An 18,300-nucleotide genomic window follows, 5' to 3' on the forward strand; every position below is an offset into this window, starting at 1 on the left:
GTCCATCGAGATGCGTGACACCGACGAGGACGTCTTCCGCGCCGCGGAGGAGCTCGGCATCGACCTCTCCCGCCGCCCGAACGAGGGCGCGATGAACGTCGACGAGATCTGACGGCCGGCGCCTCCGGCCCGAGTGCTCGCCCCCCAACGCGGGAGGCGGTCGCCCGGGCCGGGGGTCGCCCGGTCCCCGAGGGCGGTCACCGGCGCAGGTCGAACGACAGGTGCGCGGACAGCGCGCGCAGGAAGTCGGCCGCGTCGAAGATCTCCCCGGCGGAGGCGGCACCGGTCGTCCTGGCCCGGCCCGTGAGGATGCGGCCGACCGCCTCCACCGCCAGCGGCGCGCTGACGGCGTAGATGTCCCGGCCGCTCGCCGTCGCGCGCCGTTCCTCGCCGCCGGAGCGCACGACGACGTCGACCAGGAACGTCTGGTCGGAGCGTCCGCGTTCGTCGGCGGCCTCCGGCGCCGGCGTGTCGGGGGCCGACAGGTCCTCGACCGCCTCGACGGTCATGTACGAGCGCACCTCGGGGACGGCCAGGTGGCTGGGGATCGTGACGACGTCGGCCATGCTGAACTCCCCGATGACGGGCCGGACGCCCATCGGCTCGGGGAACGTCCACTTCAACGAGGGGAGCACGTCCTGGTGGTAGTCCAACTTCCCGCCGGTGAAGCGGACCCGCCGCCCGTCGCGCCGCTCGTGGGAGACCGTGCCCGCGGCGCGCGTGCCCATGGTGGGGCGCCAGCTGCTCAACCCGTAGGCGACGTGCACCTCGTTGGCGGCGGTCCAGTCGCCCATCGCGGCGGTGGCCAGCAGGTCGCCGAGGCCGCCGAAGAAGGCCATCGCGGGGACGACCGCGACTCCCGCGTCGCGGGCGCGCTCGGCGAAGTGCGCGAGCGTGTCGGCGTTGGCCTCGATCTCGGCCGCCACGTCCACGTAGGGGATGCCGGCGCGCAGCGCCGCCTCGATCACCGGCCCGGCCGTCGCGGCGAAGGGGCCCGCGCAGTTGACCACCGCGGCGGCGCCGGCCAGGGCGCGGTCGAGCGACGCCGGATCGTCGGCCGACGCGGGCCGGACGTCCAGCCCCGGAAAGGATTCCGCCAGTGCTTGCAGCTTCCCGGCGTCGCGGCCGGACGGCACCGGGACGAACCCGCGGTCCCGCAGCTCCGCCACAACGAACCGCCCGGTGTGCCCGTACGCGCCGAACACCGCGACCGTCTGACCCGCACCCATCGTCTCTCCCGTTGCCCTCGGTCGAACCACTGGACCGATCATGGCGGCGGCGGCCGTCCCGCACGAGCGTCCGGAACGCCATGCCTCGTACAATTCCGGACATGAGGACTGTCGCGGTCGCGGTCACCGACGGGATGCTGCACTTCGAGCTGTCGGTGGCCTACGAGGTGTTCGGCAGCGCACCGGCCGACGTGACCGGGCCCTGGTACCGCCTCCTCGGATGCGGACCGGGCACCGTACGGGCCGGCGGCTTCCGGCTGGAACCCGACCACGGCCTCGACCGGCTGCCGACCGCCGACACCGTGATCGTCCCCGGCTGGGCCGACGTCGACGTGGAACCGCCCGGCGACCTGGTCGACGCGGTGCGCGCGGCCCACCGGGCGGGTGCGCGCGTGGCCTCGCTCTGCACCGGCGCGTTCGTGCTGGCCGCCGCCGGCCTGCTGGACGGGCGCCGCGCGACCACGCACTGGGCGCACACCGGGGCGCTGGCCTCGCGCTATCCCCGGGTGCAGGTCGATCCGGACGTCCTCTACGTGGACAACGGCAGCGTGCTCACCTCGGCCGGCAAGGCCGCGGCGATGGATCTGTGCCTGCACCTGGTCCGTCTCGACCGCGGCTCGGCGGTCGCGAACGCGGTCGCGCGCCGCCTGGTCGTGCCGCCGCACCGGGCCGGCGGCCAGGCCCAGTTCGTGCCCTCCCCGGTGCCGGCCCAGGAGAACCACCCGCTCGCCGAGCTGTTCCCGTGGGCGATCGAACGGCTGGACCACCCGCTCACCGTGGAGGACCTGGCCCGCCGGGCCGCCATGAGCTCACGCAACCTGGGCCGCCAGTTCAGATCGGTCACTGGCACCACCCCCCTGCAGTGGCTGCTGACCCAGCGGATCCGCCGCGCCCAGGAGCTGCTGGAGACCACCGACGACAGCGTCGAGGCGATCGCGGCGGCCACCGGCATGGGCACCGGCACGACGCTGCGCCGCCACTTCAACCGCACGGTCGGCGTCCCGCCCGACACCTACCGCCGGACCTTCCGCCGCTCACGCGCCGAGGGCGCCGCGGACGGGACCACGACCAGCGAACGGCAGGCCGCGACATCCCAGACGTAGCGACCCCCGTTCCAGAACGCCTCCCGGCGAATCCGCCCCGGCAGATCGTCGTGCTCCTGACGTAGCCGATCTGCCTGCCCGGTTCCAACGCGGTCGCACCACGGCCGCGATCTCAATACGCCCCGGCACGTGCCGTGCCGATGGCACGTGCCGTTCAATCGAGGGAGAGTGCATGGACGCCGATGTGATCATTGTGGGTGCCGGTCCGACCGGCCTGATGCTGGCCTGCGAGCTGCGGTTGGCCGGTGCGCGGCCGCTGGTCCTGGAACGCCAGCCGCAACGCCGCGACACCCCGAAGGCCGGGGGCCTGGGCGGGCAGATCCTGGAGCTGCTGCGCTACCGGGGGCTGCTGGACCGCCTCGAAGCGGCCTGCACCGCCCCTGTTCCGGCCCCCCGGTTCCCCTTCGGCGGGGTGCACCTGGACTTCACCCGCCTGCAGGATCCCCCGATGCACGCGCTGCCGCTGCCGCAGCAGCTGCTGGAGCGGGTGCTCGGCGAACGCGCCGGCGAACTCGGCACCGAGGTCCGGCTGGGGCACCAGGTGGTCGGGGTGAGCCAGGACGATGCCGCGGTGACCGCGGAGGTGCGCGGCCCGGACGGGACCTACCAGGTGAGCGCCCACTACCTGGTGGGGTGCGACGGTGCGCGCAGCCGCGTCCGCGACCGGGCGGGGATCGGCTTCCCCGGCACGACCTATCCGGAGGTCAACCGGCTGGCCCAGGTCACCCTGCCCGACACGGTGACCGTGCTCGGCGACGGCGACCTCGACGTCCCCGGCTACGGCACGATCCGTGCGGGGTTCACCCAGACCGACCGCGGTCTGTTCGGTCTCGGCTCGTCTCCGGACTCCAAGGTCGTGTCGCTCTACACCACCGAGGACGAGGCCGTCGAGTACGACGACGACGTGCCGATGACCGTGGCCGAACTCCAGGGCAGCATCCGCCGCGTGCTCGGCGCGGACGTGCCCGTGGGGGAGGCGCACCGGCTGTCGCGGTTCACCTTCAAGGCCCGGCAGGCCGAGCACTACCGTCTCGGGCGGGTTCTGCTGGCCGGGGACGCGGCGCACCTGTTCCCCGCCACGGGCGTGGCGATCAACGCCGGCATGCTGGACTCGGTCAACCTGGCCTGGAAACTGGCCGCCGCCGTCCACGGCTGGGCACCGTCGGGCCTGCTGGACACCTACCACGGCGAACGCCACTTCGCCGGCGCCCGCACCATGCTGCACACCCAGGCCCAGGTGGCGCTGCGGCGCGGGCACGATCCCGCCGCCGAAGCGCTCCGAGGGGTCTTCCAGGAACTGCTCGCCGACGAGCAGCCGCTGCTCCGTATGGGAGCGCTTCTCTCCGGCGCCGACATCCGCTACCCGATGCCCGGTGCCGCGCACCATCCCCTGGCCGGCACCTTCGCGCCCGATCTCACCCTGCACACGGACCAGGGCATCATCGGCGTCGCCGACCTCATGCGCTCCGCGCGGCCCGTCCTGCTCGACCTCGCCGACCGGCCGGACCTGCGCGCGGCGGCCCGGGGCCGGCAGCACCGTGTCGACGTCCGCACCGCCAAGACGGATGAGCGCCCGGCCGACGTCCTGCTGATCCGCCCGGACGCCCGCATCGCCTGGGCCGCGGCCGTCGACGAACCGGCCGACACCGCCGCGCCCGCGCTGCGCCAAGCGCTCTCCGACTGGTTCGGCGCTCCTGACGCCGACGGTGTCTGAGGGAGGGAGCAGCATCGCCCGTGGTTCACGTCCGGGACGGGACGAGGCGCTCGGTGTTCTGCCAGCCTTCGGTCACGTCGTGGGTGTACAACCAGGAGGTGCCGCGTTCGTAGAAGAGTTTCATCGCCACGGGCATGACGAGGTTGCGGGCTCGGCGGGTGATGGGGCCCGCGGTCTTGGCGTCGCGGTTGGCGCTGGCTGATTTCACCATCTTGGCGACACGTGCCCGCCGCTTCTGCTCGTAGACGGCCAGAGCGGCGGGGACGTCGTTCTCCTGGAGTGCCCGGGCCAGGACGATGGCGTCCTCGATCGCCATGGACGCACCCTGCCCGGCGCCGACCGGGTGGCCGGAGTCGCCGACGAGCACGGTCCGGTCGGTGCGCCAGACCGGGATCTCGGGCAGCACGTGCATCAGGGTGGGGCGGTGCCATTCGGTGGCCGCCGCGAGCACGGCGGCGGGCATCCGTTCGCGCTGGTAGAGCCGTTCGACCAGGTCCAGGTCGACCGAGGCCAGGTCGGGCTGCCGGGGGGAGGCGACCTGCGCGGCCCACCAGACCGCGCCGTCCGGCGCGGCGAGGTAGATGAAGGCACCCCCGCGGCCGAAGACCATGTTGAACACGCCGGGCTCCACGTCGACGCCGTGGGCGACCCCGGACGCCGAGCAGAGCCCCGCGTACCGGGGCTCCGGCGCGTCGGGGTCGAGGATCTGCCGGGTCGCCGACCAGATTCCGTCCGCGCCCACCAGCAGGTCCGCCTCGGCGGTGAGGCCGCTGTCGAACTCCGCCCGGACCGTCGATCCCTCGGTGACCGCGCCCACCAGGCGCTGCCCGGTCACGAGCCGGGCCCCGGCCCGGACGGCCTCCGCGCGCAGCGCCTCCACCAGCCGGCCGCGCATCAGGGTGACGCTCATGAGGGAGTCGCCGGCCGGCCGCCCGCGCGGCGTGTCGCCCAGCAACCTGCCCGTTTCGGCCCACAGCCGCTGCCGGGGCACGGTGAAACCCGCCTGCCGGACGGTCTCCAGGCAGCCGAGCGCGTCCAACCCCCGCAGCCCGTTGGCCGCCAGGCTCAGGAACGAACCGACCTGCCCCGCCGGGTCGGCATACGCCTCATACACCGTCACCTCGGCCCCGATACGCCGCAGCGCGACTGCGCCTGCCGCTCCGGCGACCCCGCCACCGATCACGATGACTCGCACAGCTCCTCCTGAATCCAAGTTCACCGAATCCTTATTCGGCGAATCGTGGCTCAGTATCTGGGATACTGCGTCTGCTGTCAACGGCGAGTCCGGGAGGAGCCTCGTGAGCGGCGTGCGGAAGGCGAAGGCGGCCGAGACCCGGGCCGCCCTCAAGGACGCCGCGCGTCGGGTGTTCATGGAGCGCGGCTACCTGAACACCAAGATCACGGACATCACGGCGGCGGCCGGCCGCGCCACCGGGTCGTTCTACGACCATTTCGCCGGCAAGGAGGAACTGCTCCAGGCCCTCATGGCCGATCTGGAGGAGCAGGCGGACGCGGAGGTCGCGGCCTCGGAGCACCCCCGCGACCACGACCTGTCCGACCGGGGCCAGCTGCGGTGGCACCTGGCGATCGCCTGGCGCGCCTACCGGGAGCACCTCCCGGTGATCGCCGCCCGGCTACAGTCGATCATTGCCGACGGTCCCGCGTCCGGACACGCCTGGACGGCCCTGGCCGCCGAGACCGGCACCTTCCGCGACCACCTCGAATGGCTCCGCGAACAGGGCCACCCGCTCCCCGGAGATCCCGCGCTGGTGGCCGCCGCCATCGGCGCCATGCTCTCGATGTTCGGCTACTCCGTCCTCACCGCAGGCGACAACGCCCCGGACGTCACCGACGACGAGATCATCGACACCCTGACCGACCTGCTCCTCCACGGACTCGCCGGCCCCGGGGACCCAGGCCCCTGAGACTCCCGGGCCTCCGCGCCGCCGAGGCCCCGTCGGCCAGGGAACCTCCGCGGGCCTCGCGTGCCCAGCCGGCGAGCCCGGCTCCCGTGAACGCCGCCGACCGGCGACCGCCGTTGCAGCCGCGGCTCGCCCGCCGCCAGACGGAGGGGCGCCTGCAGTTGCGCGGCGTGGCCGATAGGCACCTCCGCCGCAGACGGCGCCATGCCCTCGACGTCTTACAGGCGTCCTCGACGCGTGCTCGGCGAAGCGCCATCACCGGGGGAGAGGCCGAAGCGTCGAGCGAAGGCGGACATCTGCTCGCGCTGCTGCTCCAGATCGGGCGCGGTGGCACTGACGACGATGCGGGTCACACCGTGCCCCGCGAACTCCTCGACCCGTTCCTCGGACATGTCCATCGAGCCCCAGCGGGTGTACTCCAGGGCCGCCGGATCACGGTCCGCTTCGCTCGCGGCCGACCGAGCGAGTTCCAGTTGGGCGGCCCGCTGGTCCGGGGTGAGCGAGCCGCCGGGGAAGAAACCGTCCCCGTGGCGTCCGGCGCGGCGGGCGGCCGCCGGGCTGGAACCGCCGACATGGATCGGGAGGCCGGTGCCGCCGAAGGGCTTGGGGAAGCTGCACAGGTTCTCGAAGGAGAAGAACTCTCCGTCGAAGCCGACACCGTCGTCGTCCCCGGCCCACAGCAGCCGCAGCACCTGGATGGCCTCATCGGCGCGGCGGCCGCGGGTACGGAAGTCGACCCCGACCGCCTGAGCCTCGCCGGGCAGCGCGCCGAGCCCCACGGTCAGCAGCCTCATCCGCCCTTTGGACAGCTGGTCGATCGTCGCCAGGCGCTTGGCGAGCGTCACCGGGTGGTGATACGGCAGCAGCAGGACGCCCGTGCCGAGGAGGATCCGCTCGGTTGCGGCCGCGACGAAGTTCAGGCAGTCCAGCGGGTCGCCGTAGGGCAGCGAGGGAGGCAGGTCCATCCCGCCCACCTGCGCGCCGGGGTAGAGAACGATGTGCTCGGGCACGTAGAGCGCCTCGAAACCGCACTCCTCGGCGTGCCGGGCGTAGGCGGTGATCCGGTCGGGATCCACGCCGAAGAAGGGCGTGCTGTAGCTGATCGCGAATTTCACGTCGTCCCCGTGTTCCACTGCGACCAGGGCGAGGTCCCTGATCTCGGTGTTGGACGGTAACCGTTGACGTCAATGTCAATGTCAACCCCGAGAAGGACGGAGCTACCGCGCGAGCAGGGGGAGCGCCGGGAAGGCGTGGTCCTGCCACAGCATCCGCGAAGTCTCTTCGGGGTAGGCACCGGTCGTCGACGGCTGGTCGAAGAGCCGCGCGAGGCGGTGCTGGGCGTCGTACGCAGGCCAGCCCGGGTCGCCGTGAACGGCGAACGCCGTCCACGCTCCGCGGATCTGCGCCGACAACTCTTCCGCCGCCGGCGAGGGCGGGTCGCCGATCAGCATGGCAGGCCGTCCGCTGGTCAGGTTGCCGAAGACGAGCGGAACGTCCAGGCCGTGACAGGCGCCGAGGCCACCGCCGGCTCCCGGGGCGGACCAGGTCAGCTCGTACAGGTGGGCCTGGCCGCCGCCGGCGATCTGCGCGACGGCGAGGTGGAGGCTCGGCATGCGGAACAGCCAGTCCGCGTTGACCAGTTCGTAGAGTTCCTCATCGGTCGCGGCCGGGAACGCCTCGCGATACCGGCGTGCGCCGTCCGGGCCGGGGGCGAGCAGGTGAAGGGCGGTCTCGGTCTGCTCGTGCGTGACCTGGCCGAGCACGCCGTCGATCAGGCTGAACAACCGGTGCTCGTCACGGGTGTGCCCGACGAGGAGTGCGACGTCGCGGGCGGCGCCGGCGGCCAGTGCCCGCCACGGGGTGGCCGGCAGGACGTCACCGTCGACGACCGGCGCGAACGGGATCGGCCGGTGCGTGATCTGCCCCCAGCGCTTCCGCCGTCCGGCCATCCCGGCGGAGACCGCGTCCCCTGCGGCGGGCAACCGAGCCGGGGCCACCGCCGACAGGTCGGACGCCGTGGGCCGTACGCCCAACTCGCCGGCGCAGGCGACGGCGATGTCGGCGGCCAGTTCGGGGGAGAAGAAGGTGCCCGGCACGCTCTGCGCCACCGCGCGGTGAAAGAGCCCCGCGGCGCGCGGCATGGCCAGCAGCGCGGCGACCGATCCGCCGCCCGCCGACTGCCCGAAGACCGTGACCTGGTCCGGGTCGCCGCCGAACACCCGGATGGTGTCCCGCACCCACTGCAAGGCCGCGACCTGGTCGAGCAGCCCCCGGTTGGCGGGGGCTCCGTCGATCTGCGCGAAGCCCTCGATGCCGAGGCGGTAGCCGAGCGACACGACCACGGTTCCGCTTCCGGCCAGGCGCCCGGCGTCGTACTCCGGGAGGCCGGCGTTGCCCATGACGTAACCGCCGCCGGGGATCCAGACCATCACTGGAAGCCCTGCCTCCGGATCCGGATCCGGCGTCCAGACGTTGACCGTCAGCCAATCGTCGCCGGCGGCGTCCTGGGACGCCCCGAGCATGCCGGACTGCGGGGGCGGCGGGCCGAACGCCACCGCCGGGCGCACGCCGTCCCAGCTGCGCACCGGCTGAGGGGCGGCGAATCGGAGGGCGCCGACCGGCGGCTCGGCGAACGGGACGCCGCGGAAGACCGCGAGGCCCGCCTCGCGCCTGCCGCGTACAACGCCGGCCGCCGTGCGGACTTCCGGCTCGGACGCTGACACCTTGTTGGACGCGGTGACAACCACTTCGCGGTTTCCTTCCCGTTCCCGTCCGGCAGAGCATCCCTGGGCACACCATCCGCAGGCAAACCTTTTACGAGCGGTTTCAGGGTGTTCAGGCCAGCGCAGGTGACTGCGCGACGTTCACGGCTGCGGCCGTCTCACCTCCGGTCGGCGATCGAACGAAGATCCCTGGAGACGTGGGGCTTAGCGGGTGTTCCGCGGCCGGGCCATGCGATGTCGTCGACGGCGAGGAACGGCTCAGCGACCACGGTCGCGGGGGTCGCCCCGGTGAACTCCACGACGTCCCGATGCAGGTGGGACTGGTCGGCGTAGCCGGTGTCGGCCGCGACCTGGGCCGCGCCTTCACCCGCGACCAGGCGGTGGGCGGCATGGTCGAAGCGGACCAGCTTCACAGCGCGCTTGGGCGGCAGGCCGAGCTGCGACCGGAATCGGGACCACAGCCGCTTACGGCTCCACCCGACCTCGGCGGCGAGTTCGTCGACCCGGGCCAGGCCACGGCTGCCGACGATCCGGTGCCAGGCCCAGGCCACCTCCGGGTCCACCGGCGGCCCCGCCTCATGCCTGCGGGCGAGCAGCGCATCCGTCAACGCGAAGCGATCCTGCCACGACGCGACATCGCTCAGTTGCTCGCAGATCCGTGCCGTTTCCCGGCCCCACAGGTCGCCCAGGGACACGACGGCGCCGTCGAGGTCGGCGGGGGAGGCACCCAGAACCGCGCGTGCGATGACCGGGGACAGGCGCACCTGCACGCACTCGACGTTCTCTCCCCGTACGCGGACCGCTCCGCCGGACCCCAGCCCGGGGCCGGCGACCATGCTTCCCCGCAGTTGCCGCCCGTCGGCAAAGTCAAGGACGGGTGAACCGGTGCCGAACTCCAGGAGCAGCGTCACGGCCGGGTGCGGGACCATCTGGAGCGCGTCCAGGTCACGGACACCGAACCCTGCCATGGTGACACCGGCTACACGGCTGGGCCGCCGCGGGCATGCGACATCCCACACAGCCGCGTCGTGCACGAATTTCTGCACGGTCCAAGGCTACGCGAGCCGGCCGAGGGGAACATTCGTCCAATCCTCCGGCACTTACCTGAGGAGACAGTGGGCGCATGACTGTTTCTGACGGCGGCCCGTCCGTGAACGACGGCGCCGAGGCCACCGAGTGTTCGACCCTGTCGCTGGACGACGGCGACATCTACGTGTGCCAGGACGGCCCCCGCGACGCCCCCGCACTCCTGCTCATCCATGGGACCGCCTCCTCGACCCGCTCATGGGCCCCGATGGTTCCGCTGCTGACCGGATCTCACCGCGTCATCCGGGTCGACCTGCTCGGGCACGGCCGGTCGGCCGAACCGGCCGACGGCAGCTACGCGCTCCCGGACCAGGCGCGTCGGGTCGGCGCCGCACTGGACCGGCTCGGCGCCGGGCACGCCGTGGTGGTCGGTCATTCCAGCGGCGGCGCGGCCGCCACCGCCCTCGCCGAACAGCGCCCCGACCTGGTGACCGCGCTCGCGCTCGTCAACACCGGACCCAGCCTGAACGCCTTCATCGCACCGGAGTCCGCCGCGCTCGACCCCTCTCAGTGGCCGCCGACCGACGAGCAGCTGCGCCGGTTCGCGAGCACTGGTTTCAGCCGCGCCGGCTACCAGATCCCGGAAGAGCTCCTGGGAGACGTGCGCAGTATGACCCACCACACGCTCACCGCGACGACGCGGGCCACCCTCTCCTACCTGGACGAACAGGCACTGCCGGATCGGCTGACGGCACTTGGCAAGCCGCTACTGGTGATCTTCGGCGAGGACGACCGCAGGTGGCGATCCTCATCCGCCGCCGACTACCGCGCCGTTCCGGGCGCGAAGGTCGAGTTGCTGCCCGGTCTCGGGCACTCGCCTCTCCTCGAGGACCCGCCGCGGACGGCGGCCTCCCTGCTGGCCTTCACCGCGACCCATGCCTGACCGGGGGACTGAATGAAGAAGGGGAATGCCACGCGGGTTCTCATCTCCGGCGCCAGCATCGCCGGCCCGGTGCTGGCGTACTGGCTCACCAGGCACGGCTTCTCCGTCACCGTCGTCGAGCGCGCACCGGCCCTGCGCAAGACCGGCGGCCACGCGGTCGATCTCTTCCGGCCCGCGATGAACATCTCGGAGAAGATGGGCGTGCTCCCGCGCATCGAGGAGCGGGCCACCGGCACGCACCGGATGACCGTCCACCGGGAGGGCGCGCGGCGTCCCGTCCGGGCGGACCTCTCCAAGATCTTCAGTGCCGCCTCCGACCGGCATGCCGAGGTCATGCGCGACGACCTGAGCGAGATCTACCACGACGCCACACGCGACCACGTCGAGTACGTCTTCGGTGACTCGATCGCCGCGCTCTCGCCCGACGGCGAGGTGCGGTTCGACAACGCCCCGCCGCGCCGTTTCGACCTCGTCGTCGGCGCGGACGGCCTGCACTCCAACGTGCGGGGTCTCACCTTCGGTGAGGAGTCCCGCTTCAGCACCTTCATCGGGGCCCACCTCGGAGTGCTGACCCTGCCGAACACCGCCGGCCTCGACGGCGAACTGCTCATGCACGTCGGCGTCGGCCGCACTGCCGGCATGTACGGCGCGCGGCACCTCGGCGACGCGCGGGCGTTGTTCCTGTTCCGGAGCGAGCGCGAACTCGGCCACCACCGCGACGTGCCCCGGCAGAAGGAACTGCTGCGCGGCGCGTTCGAGGGCCTTCACCCCGACGTGGACCGCTGGCTGGCCGAGCTCGACCGCACCCCGGCGTTCTACTTCGACTCGATCACCCAGCTCCACATGGACACCTGGTCACGGGGGAGGGTGACGCTCGTCGGCGACGCGGGCTACTGCCCCGGCCCGGCCGTCGGAGGCAGCACCACCCTCGCCATCGTCGGCGCGTACGTCCTCGCCGGGGAGCTGGCACGGGCGGACGGCGACCACGAGTACGCCTTCCCCGCCTACGAGCGCGCGATGGCGGACCACGTGCGCTCCAGTCGTGCGGTCGCGCTGAGCGCCGCGAAGACCCTGATCCCCACCTCACGCCTCGGCGTGTCGGGACTCGTCCAGGGCGCCCGCCTGATCTCCGCCCTCCCCGCAGGCCCCAGCCGCGCCCTCCTCCGCCTCACCACCAAAAGCGCCCGCCTCTACAACTCCATGACCGTCGACGACTACCCGCCACCGCCCACCGCTCCGAGTGCCCGGACCAACCTCGCCGGCGCCCCGGACGGCGACCTACGAGTGGAGTGAGGAATGCCCACCGCCCTGCTGGCGACCCGGGCTCGCAGAACGGGTGTGAAGGGATCGAATCACCGACCTGTGCCTCTATGCGGGCGGGACGCGGTCCGCGCCGATGGCGACGCCGACGATCGTGCAGGGCTCGGTGCCGTGATTGTGCCAGGCGTGCCGGGTGCCGTTCTGGACGACCACATCGCCCGCCCGCAACACCGTCTTCTCTCCGCCGTCGAGTTCCAGCGTGGCCTCACCCGAGACGACCAGGACGTAGTCGATGGTGTCGGTGGTGTGCATCCCCGGGGCGCCGGGCTCATTGGCGCCCATCGCGCCCGGCATCTGCCGCTCCAGATCCTCCAAAGCCGCGGCCATGTCCAGATCCGGAGATGGGACCAGCTCGCCCGGCGGGACCGTGTTGATCATGAAGCGCGATCCATCACGGGGCGGATACCACGCCTCGGCGCGGCGCGGCGAACCGTCGTCGGGGAACGTGGCCCGCTCGTCCCGACCCCACAGCCGGAAGAACGCGCAGCCGGGCATCAGCTCCGAAGTGATGGGCTCGACATCACGGTCGTCGACCACGCGCGACCTGCCCTGGGAGTCGTGACCGGTGACCACTCGGCGAACCTTCATGCGCTCCATCTGATCACTCCTTGATACGGACGCGTATTGATACGGATGCGTATTGATACGGATGCGTATTGATACGCCACCGTATCCACCGCTCGCGAACCCGTCAATACGCTGGCGTATCCTGTGTCCCGTGGTGAACGACTCGACCCGGCTGTCGGCCCAGGACTGGGCACGAGCCGCGCTGGAAGCGATCGCGAACGGCGGGCTCGCCGCGGTCGCTGTCGAACCGCTGGCGCGGACACTCGGCGTGACCAAGGGCAGTTTCTACGCGCACTACCGGAACCGGGACGAGTTGATCGCGGCTGCACTCGCGGAGTGGGTGCGAACTCACGGCGCCGAGGCGCTTACAGACTTCGCCGCGATCTCCGACCCGGCCCAGCGGCTGCGCGAGTTGCTCACCGTCGTCGTGCAGGCCGTCCAGCCGCTGGCGCCGTCGGTGCACCTCAGCCTGCTCGGCGCACGCAACGACCCCCGGGTCAGGGACGCGATTCGCCAGGTGAACCAGGCCCGGCTGGAACTCCTGGCTCGCACCTACCGCGAACTCGGCCTGCCGCCAGACCGGGCGACCTCTCGGGCACGCGTCGCCTACGCGGCCATCCTCGGACTGTTGCACCTGGCACAAACCGATCCGGACGCCCCGCACCCCGCCGTACTGGCCGACGAGGCGACCGCCATCTTCCTGCCGTCATGACGGTGAACGCCGGCTGAGGTCAGCCATAACCCCGCTCACCGCATCCGCGATTCGAGCAGCATCGACATCGCGGCGCCGGCCTGAGCTCGCAGGCCGCCGACGCCGGGGTGCCCGCTACCGGCTCGGCGTGTAGGCCAGCACCACCGCGCCGTTGCCGATGTCGGTCACGCCCGTCAGGTTCATGGGAGTCGTGCTGATGCCCGACAGAAGCGACTCACCGGAACCCGCGACAAAGGGCGAAATGCTCAGATGCAGTTCGTCCAGCAGGCCCGCCTCGACGAGGGCCCGGCTGAAAGGGCCGTTGCCATACTTCACCAACGTGCCGTCGCCGGACTCTTTGAGCTGGGCGACGGCGTCGATGGCGTCGCCGGCGAGCACTTCGGCGTTCCAGGTGGTCTCGGTCAGCGTGGTGGAGGCGACGTGCTTTGGCAGGGAATTGAACTTGTCGGCGAGGTCGCCGGTCATGGTCGGCCACGTTGCGGCGAAGCGTTTGTAGGTCACCCGTCCAAGCACGAGACCGGCCGCGTGTTCCAACAGCCGAAGCTGATAGTCGAAGTGGTTGTCGTTGGAGGCGACCTTCATCTGTCCAGCCCACCAGTCGTCCCCGGAGAACCTCCCGTCGAGCGAGAGATGGTTGAATTCGATCAGTTTTCGCATCCTCGGAGACAACCATCCCGATGATCGGCCCGTCTTGTATCGAACCGAATCCCGCCCGCTCCGAGGTGCTGCCCAAGCGGGGCGGGGCAGGGATCAGAACGCGACGAACGGAATGCCGGACCTCAACTCGCCTGGGGTGTGGCCGGTCGCCCACCGCATCGCCCGCGCGAGCTGCGGCTGATCGTAGTAGCCGCCGACGGTGACCACGTCGGCGAGCGATGCCCCCGCCGCGATGAGCCGCGCGGCGTGCCGTGCCCGCTCGATGCTGACGAGCTTGCGGCGCGATATCCCGACGGCCCGGCGGAACCGGATCTGCGCCGTCCGTTCCGACATGGCTCGTGGTCGTTCGCCGTGACGGATCACGTCGACGAGTGGATCGAAGGTCAGCAAACCCGCTCGCACGAGCCTGCTGACGAAGACGTCGACGTTCTGCTCGTTCGGCATCTCCCAGTCTCGGTCGTCCAGCAAGATCCGGCCGCCTGACAGGGTCGGCAACAGGGCATCGTTCAGGTCGGCAAGACCGGAAGGTGGGAACAGGGGCAGATAGGCACCGAGCCGCAGCTCGACACCGAAGAACTCCCAGCCCTCCGGACAGATCAGTTGTGTGGCCCCGGTCTCCGGTCCGCGCAGGTGCACCGTCAACCTGTCAGCGGTCCGCGCAAACGCGATCATGGAGGAGCCCTTGGCCGCCGAGGCGAAACCGGTCGCGGCGTCACAGCGTGCCGACCACACTCGTTGCACCAGCGGGACCTCGCCGGCAACAGCGTCGAAGATCGACCCCATAACGGCGGGAGTCTAGACGGTCCCGACTCCACCGGACTGAGACCGGGCAGCACCGCGTGGGAGTCGAGCGAGCCGACACCGACTTTCCCCGCCGGCCGCCGGTCACCGCTGATCGTTACCTAAGAAGGCTCATTGTCAGGTTGCCGGCGCGTCCTCGATGACCCACTGGATTCCATGCGGGGCGAGGAAGCCGAGGAAGGCGATGGGGTGGTAGGCCTGGGCGGGTGCGAGTACTCCCGGCTTGGCAGGATCGGCGATGAGACGCCGGGCGCTTTCGACGGCGATCACCGCGGTCGTGCCGTAGGTGTCGGGTCCCTGGACGATGCCGCGGGCGCGGCGGCCGTCGGTACCGGTGGCGTCGAGCACGTAGCTGAAGCGCTGGGTGCGGCGGCTGTCCTCGTCGGGTCCTTCAGGCAGGCTTTCGATGATCTCTGGTGTGAGCGGGGTGTTCAGCCGATCGCCCAGCGCCGCCTCGGTCAGGCCCTGGACACGCCGGACCCGGATGTGACGGGGAATGGTCACCACCTCCGACACAGGGAAGGCCATCACCGGGGTCGCCTCCGACCGTCCGGGCAGCGTGATCGCGGTGCGGCGGGCGCGCACGCCGGGGCGCCAGTCGCCGTCGTCGTAGGCCAGGCCTCCCGCCTTGATGGCGTCGATCGTTTCGACGACCGATCGCAGCGAGCCGCGCGACATGCCACCGCCCCCGACGACCACGTGGGTGGTGATGATCTCTTCGACCGAATCGAGACGGTCGGCCAGGATGTGGGCCATGAGGTCTACCGGGACGCAGCCGTCGTTGGTGGCGGGTACGACGGTGACCCCGGCGTTCTCCGCCTCCGTTGCGAACGTGTCGAAGATTTTCTTGACGTAGAGCTGCTCGCCTGAGGTGTCGACGTAGTGACAGCCGGCGGCGATCGCGGCGCGGACCACGGCCTCACCCGACGAGGTGAACGGTCCGGCGCAGTTGATGACGCCGTCGCAGCCGCGGAACGCGCTCACAAGCGCCCCATGGTCGCTGGTGCCGGCCACGCGTCGTTCCGCGTCCGGGAGGCCGACCGCTGAGGCGGCCTCCTCCAGGCGTGCGAGATCGCGTCCGGTCAGGACCGCCTCGATGTCGCGTCGTGCCAGCTCGGTGAGCACGAGCTTTCCCTGGTATCCGCTCGCGCCATAAACGGCGATCTTCATGTCGTCTCCTCACGATGGGAGCTGCGCGGTCGCCCAGCCAACCAGCACAGTAAGGCGCCGACACAAGACGATGAATGCGTGATGCGCTCGTGCGTTTGCGTCATCGTCTTCGGCGAGGTAGTCGATGGTTACTCTGGCTGCGTGGATGTTCTGTCTGACGTGGTGAGTGCGGCGCGTACTGGTCGATCCCACTCGGGCCGGGTGACCAGGTCCGCCCCCTTCGCTCAGCGGTTTCCGGCGGTGCCGTCCGCCGGGTTCCACATCGTTCTCCAGGGAACCTGCTGGCTCCTCTCGTCGCAGGGTGAGCCGATCGCGCTCGGGCCGGGCGACGTGGCGTTCCTGCCGCGCGGATCCGCACACGGTCTGGCCGACGACCCGTCCACGCCGGTGAGCGAGCCGCCCGCAACGCTCACCGGAGTCCAGGATGGACGCGACGAGACGTCAGCCGACCGGCCGCCGACGGTGGTCATGCTCTGCGGCGCCTACCTCCTGGACAGATCCGGGCCGCATCCGCTTCTGAACGATCTGCCCGAGGTCATCCATCTACCGACGCGGGTAGGGCGCCACAGGGAACTCAGCGCCGCGGTCGAACTCCTCGGCGTGGAACTGGACGGCGACGCCCGCCCAGGCTCCGACACCATCCTGCTCACGCTGCTGGATCTTCTCCTGCTCTACATCCTGCGCGCGTGGTTCGAAGAACAGCGCGTCTCCGGCCACTCCGCCACCGGCTGGGCTGCGGCCCTGCACGACCCCGCCGTCGCCGCCGCCCTGCGCGCCATCCACGGAGAGCCCGGCCGGCCATGGACCGTCGAAGAGCTGGGCGCGCAGGCACGCCTGTCCCGCGCCGCCTTCGCCCGGCGGTTCACCCATCTGATCGGCCAGCCGCCGCTCACCTACCTGACATGGTGGCGGATGACCACCGCCGCCCGGCTCCTGCGCACCTCCGACGCGCCCGTCAACACGATCGCCCAGCAGGTCGGCTACAGCTCGCAGTACACCTTCACCCATGCCTTCAAACGCCAGTACGGGTCACCGCCCGGCAGTTACCGGCACCACGCCGACTGAAGAACAACACCCGCGTGTGGCACGCCCCGGCCCCTTCGTAGCCGGCGCGGGTGGTGGCGGTCGGAAAGGAGTCCAGGTACCGGTCGACACCCCGCTCCTAACCCGGCGAGCCGATGGGGGGCAAATGGGCGAGCGCTCATCCGTAAGAGATGCCTGCGCGTCATCCTCTCGTCTCGGATCGTCTCCGCGGGTTCGTCTCCACTCCCGCAAGCTCCTGGGCGGGGCGGTTGTGCGGCGGTCCGACCACAGGACGGTCACCCCTGACGCCCGTGTATCGGCACGGGCGCCTACGCAAAGGAGATCGATCCCCATGAGGCGTTTCCTCACCGTCGTCGGCAGTGTCGTCGGCATTGTCCTCGGCGGCGTCCTTGGTGGCGTCCTCGGCGGCGGCTCCGCCGGCGTCGTGGCCGGTGTCGTCGGCGCCTTCCTCGGCGGCATCACCGGCGGCATCACGGCCGACGACGAGTTCGGCAACCTCATCAGCGGCGTCGTCAGCGACATCGCCTTCACCGTCGCCGTCGTCCTTGGCGGCGCCGTCGCCGTCGTCCTCGGCGGCGTCCTCACCGGCGCCATGGGCGGGGTCGGCGGCCTCTTCGGCGGTGTTGTCGGCGGCTTCTTCGGCGGGTTCTTCGGCGGCGGCATCGTCGGCGGCTTCCTCGTCGGCGGCATCATCCGCCGCGTCGTCGTCCGCCGTCAACGTGACGACGACTAGCTCGCCCGCGGGGCCGCCAAGCGGTTGCGGGGCGTGCAACCAGAGGACCGGCTTACCAGGCCAGTACTCCCAACATTGACTGGTCCCGTGGTCGAAGCCACGGGACCAGACTCTGTTGGGGCCCTTCCCACTTGCACAGTCCGCGGCCGCCGCCCCGGCAAAGGATCAACGCCTACCCTGGGACAGGGCGTGACGAACTGGGGAACGAGAATCCCCACCACGTTGCAGGCCCCGGTCACCAACGTCACCGCCGAAGCTGTCGGCTCCGCGCTCGCTGCACAAGACCCCCGGCCGCCGGTCCTTGGAATTCGGTGATTGCCACCGGGATCCCTGGCCGCGTCAGTGACTCGTGGTGTTCTCATGAACGCGCGGGGCCGGGCTCGCCGGCCGTGACGATCCGCTGCTCCTGATCAGCCACAGGCCCGTGAAGACGGCTGTGGCCAGGGTGACGGCGCCGGCCACGACGAAGGCGCTGTTGAGCCCCTCCTCGAAGGAGGCGCCACCGGACTCCCGGGTGCGGACGACGGCTCCGAGCACCGCCACGCCGAGGACCGCGCCGATCTGCCGGGTGGTGCTGCTGACGCCCGACGCCAGGCCGCCCTCCTGTGGGCTGACCGACTGGATGGCGGCGCCGGT

The 18,300-nt window shown here is 71.3% G+C and carries 17 protein-coding genes and 1 pseudogene; 8 read left to right on the plus strand and 10 right to left on the minus strand.

Annotated features, from left to right (window positions below):
* Positions 1–197: 197 nt before the first annotated feature.
* Entirely contained in the window at positions 198–1,229 is a 1,032-nt protein-coding gene (locus AB0H37_RS44005) for a saccharopine dehydrogenase NADP-binding domain-containing protein (protein WP_360618668.1), read from the minus strand.
* Between the two features lie 101 nt (positions 1,230–1,330).
* Between AB0H37_RS44005 and AB0H37_RS44010 the strand changes: the two genes are divergently transcribed.
* Entirely contained in the window at positions 1,331–2,332 is a 1,002-nt protein-coding gene (locus tag AB0H37_RS44010; RefSeq protein ID WP_360618669.1) for a helix-turn-helix domain-containing protein, read from the plus strand.
* A gap of 172 nt (positions 2,333–2,504) precedes the next feature.
* On the plus strand, positions 2,505–4,046 hold the full coding sequence (locus AB0H37_RS44015; protein WP_360618670.1) for an FAD-dependent monooxygenase: 1,542 nt from the start codon (positions 2,505–2,507) through the stop codon (positions 4,044–4,046).
* 25 nt (positions 4,047–4,071) lie between these two features.
* Here the strand turns inward: AB0H37_RS44015 and AB0H37_RS44020 are convergent, their stop codons facing one another.
* Complete coding sequence (locus AB0H37_RS44020) at positions 4,072–5,241, minus strand: NAD(P)/FAD-dependent oxidoreductase (protein ID WP_360618672.1); 1,170 nt, start codon at positions 5,239–5,241, stop codon at positions 4,072–4,074.
* A gap of 103 nt (positions 5,242–5,344) precedes the next feature.
* On the opposite strand from AB0H37_RS44020, the gene AB0H37_RS44025 reads away from it, so the two are divergent.
* Positions 5,345–5,971: a TetR/AcrR family transcriptional regulator gene (locus AB0H37_RS44025; protein ID WP_329090730.1), complete on the plus strand. Its 627-nt coding sequence runs from the start codon at positions 5,345–5,347 to the stop codon at positions 5,969–5,971.
* Between the two features lie 215 nt (positions 5,972–6,186).
* Here the strand turns inward: AB0H37_RS44025 and AB0H37_RS44030 are convergent, their stop codons facing one another.
* The 3 genes from AB0H37_RS44030 to AB0H37_RS44040 all read right to left on the minus strand — a co-directional run bounded on the left by AB0H37_RS44030 (position 6,187) and on the right by AB0H37_RS44040 (position 9,659).
* Positions 6,187–7,083, minus strand: coding sequence for an LLM class F420-dependent oxidoreductase (locus AB0H37_RS44030; RefSeq protein WP_360618674.1), 897 nt, complete (start codon positions 7,081–7,083; stop codon positions 6,187–6,189).
* Between the two features lie 102 nt (positions 7,084–7,185).
* Positions 7,186–8,715: a carboxylesterase family protein gene (locus AB0H37_RS44035; protein WP_360618676.1), complete on the minus strand. Its 1,530-nt coding sequence runs from the start codon at positions 8,713–8,715 to the stop codon at positions 7,186–7,188.
* 134 nt (positions 8,716–8,849) lie between these two features.
* Positions 8,850–9,659: a helix-turn-helix domain-containing protein gene (locus tag AB0H37_RS44040; RefSeq protein ID WP_360618677.1), complete on the minus strand. Its 810-nt coding sequence runs from the start codon at positions 9,657–9,659 to the stop codon at positions 8,850–8,852.
* A gap of 155 nt (positions 9,660–9,814) precedes the next feature.
* Between AB0H37_RS44040 and AB0H37_RS44045 the strand changes: the two genes are divergently transcribed.
* Complete coding sequence (locus AB0H37_RS44045; RefSeq protein ID WP_360618678.1) at positions 9,815–10,660, plus strand: alpha/beta fold hydrolase; 846 nt, start codon at positions 9,815–9,817, stop codon at positions 10,658–10,660.
* Positions 10,661–10,672: 12 nt separating this feature from the next.
* A complete protein-coding gene (locus AB0H37_RS44050) occupies positions 10,673–11,953 on the plus strand; it encodes an FAD-dependent monooxygenase (RefSeq protein ID WP_360618679.1) in 1,281 nt (426 codons plus the stop codon).
* 75 nt (positions 11,954–12,028) lie between these two features.
* Here the strand turns inward: AB0H37_RS44050 and AB0H37_RS44055 are convergent, their stop codons facing one another.
* Positions 12,029–12,577 (minus strand): cupin domain-containing protein, encoded by a 549-nt coding sequence (locus AB0H37_RS44055; RefSeq protein WP_360618681.1) that lies wholly within the window; start codon positions 12,575–12,577, stop codon positions 12,029–12,031.
* Positions 12,578–12,698: 121 nt separating this feature from the next.
* Here AB0H37_RS44055 and AB0H37_RS44060 point away from each other — a divergent pair, with 121 nt between their 5' ends.
* Positions 12,699–13,259, plus strand: coding sequence for a TetR/AcrR family transcriptional regulator (locus AB0H37_RS44060; protein ID WP_329090715.1), 561 nt, complete (start codon positions 12,699–12,701; stop codon positions 13,257–13,259).
* A gap of 114 nt (positions 13,260–13,373) precedes the next feature.
* On the opposite strand, the gene AB0H37_RS44065 is transcribed toward AB0H37_RS44060, so the two are convergent.
* From AB0H37_RS44065 to AB0H37_RS44075, 3 genes are all read right to left on the minus strand, one after another.
* Positions 13,374–13,916 (minus strand): dihydrofolate reductase family protein, encoded by a 543-nt coding sequence (locus AB0H37_RS44065; RefSeq protein ID WP_360618682.1) that lies wholly within the window; start codon positions 13,914–13,916, stop codon positions 13,374–13,376.
* A 93-nt stretch (positions 13,917–14,009) separates the two neighbouring features.
* Positions 14,010–14,699 carry an AraC family transcriptional regulator gene (locus AB0H37_RS44070; protein WP_360618684.1) on the minus strand — a complete coding sequence of 230 codons (690 nt, stop codon included), beginning with the start codon at positions 14,697–14,699 and terminating at the stop codon, positions 14,010–14,012.
* A gap of 135 nt (positions 14,700–14,834) precedes the next feature.
* A complete protein-coding gene (locus AB0H37_RS44075; protein WP_360618686.1) occupies positions 14,835–15,887 on the minus strand; it encodes a saccharopine dehydrogenase NADP-binding domain-containing protein in 1,053 nt (350 codons plus the stop codon).
* Between the two features lie 81 nt (positions 15,888–15,968).
* Between AB0H37_RS44075 and AB0H37_RS44080 the strand changes: the two genes are divergently transcribed.
* Together AB0H37_RS44080 and AB0H37_RS44085 are read left to right on the plus strand one after the other, a co-directional pair.
* Positions 15,969–16,952, plus strand: a complete 984-nt coding sequence (locus AB0H37_RS44080) for an AraC family transcriptional regulator (protein WP_360618688.1) — start codon at positions 15,969–15,971, stop codon at positions 16,950–16,952.
* A 310-nt stretch (positions 16,953–17,262) separates the two neighbouring features.
* Positions 17,263–17,664: a hypothetical protein gene (locus tag AB0H37_RS44085; protein ID WP_329090707.1), complete on the plus strand. Its 402-nt coding sequence runs from the start codon at positions 17,263–17,265 to the stop codon at positions 17,662–17,664.
* 339 nt (positions 17,665–18,003) lie between these two features.
* Here the strand turns inward: AB0H37_RS44085 and AB0H37_RS44090 are convergent.
* Positions 18,004–18,300: pseudogene (locus tag AB0H37_RS44090) on the minus strand (hypothetical protein); the annotation flags it as partial.

The organism is Actinomadura sp. NPDC023710 (assembly GCF_040639875.1).
Lineage (GTDB): Bacteria > Actinomycetota > Actinomycetes > Streptosporangiales > Streptosporangiaceae > Spirillospora > Spirillospora citrea.

Bases quoted from the DNA above. Each gene is read 5' to 3' on its own strand.
- AB0H37_RS44005 (WP_360618668.1), bottom strand. From the start codon at position 1,229: ATGGGTGCGGGTCAGACGGTCGCGGTGTTCGGCGCGTACGGGCACACC.
- AB0H37_RS44010 (WP_360618669.1), top strand. From the start codon at position 1,331: ATGAGGACTGTCGCGGTCGCGGTCACCGACGGGATGCTGCACTTCGAG.
- AB0H37_RS44015 (WP_360618670.1), top strand. From the start codon at position 2,505: ATGGACGCCGATGTGATCATTGTGGGTGCCGGTCCGACCGGCCTGATG.
- AB0H37_RS44040 (WP_360618677.1), bottom strand. From the start codon at position 9,659: ATGGCAGGGTTCGGTGTCCGTGACCTGGACGCGCTCCAGATGGTCCCG.
- AB0H37_RS44045 (WP_360618678.1), top strand. From the start codon at position 9,815: ATGACTGTTTCTGACGGCGGCCCGTCCGTGAACGACGGCGCCGAGGCC.
- AB0H37_RS44050 (WP_360618679.1), top strand. From the start codon at position 10,673: ATGAAGAAGGGGAATGCCACGCGGGTTCTCATCTCCGGCGCCAGCATC.
- AB0H37_RS44055 (WP_360618681.1), bottom strand. From the start codon at position 12,577: ATGGAGCGCATGAAGGTTCGCCGAGTGGTCACCGGTCACGACTCCCAG.
- AB0H37_RS44065 (WP_360618682.1), bottom strand. From the start codon at position 13,916: ATGCGAAAACTGATCGAATTCAACCATCTCTCGCTCGACGGGAGGTTC.
- AB0H37_RS44070 (WP_360618684.1), bottom strand. From the start codon at position 14,699: ATGGGGTCGATCTTCGACGCTGTTGCCGGCGAGGTCCCGCTGGTGCAA.
- AB0H37_RS44075 (WP_360618686.1), bottom strand. From the start codon at position 15,887: ATGAAGATCGCCGTTTATGGCGCGAGCGGATACCAGGGAAAGCTCGTG.
- AB0H37_RS44080 (WP_360618688.1), top strand. From the start codon at position 15,969: ATGCGCTCGTGCGTTTGCGTCATCGTCTTCGGCGAGGTAGTCGATGGT.
- AB0H37_RS44085 (WP_329090707.1), top strand. From the start codon at position 17,263: ATGAGGCGTTTCCTCACCGTCGTCGGCAGTGTCGTCGGCATTGTCCTC.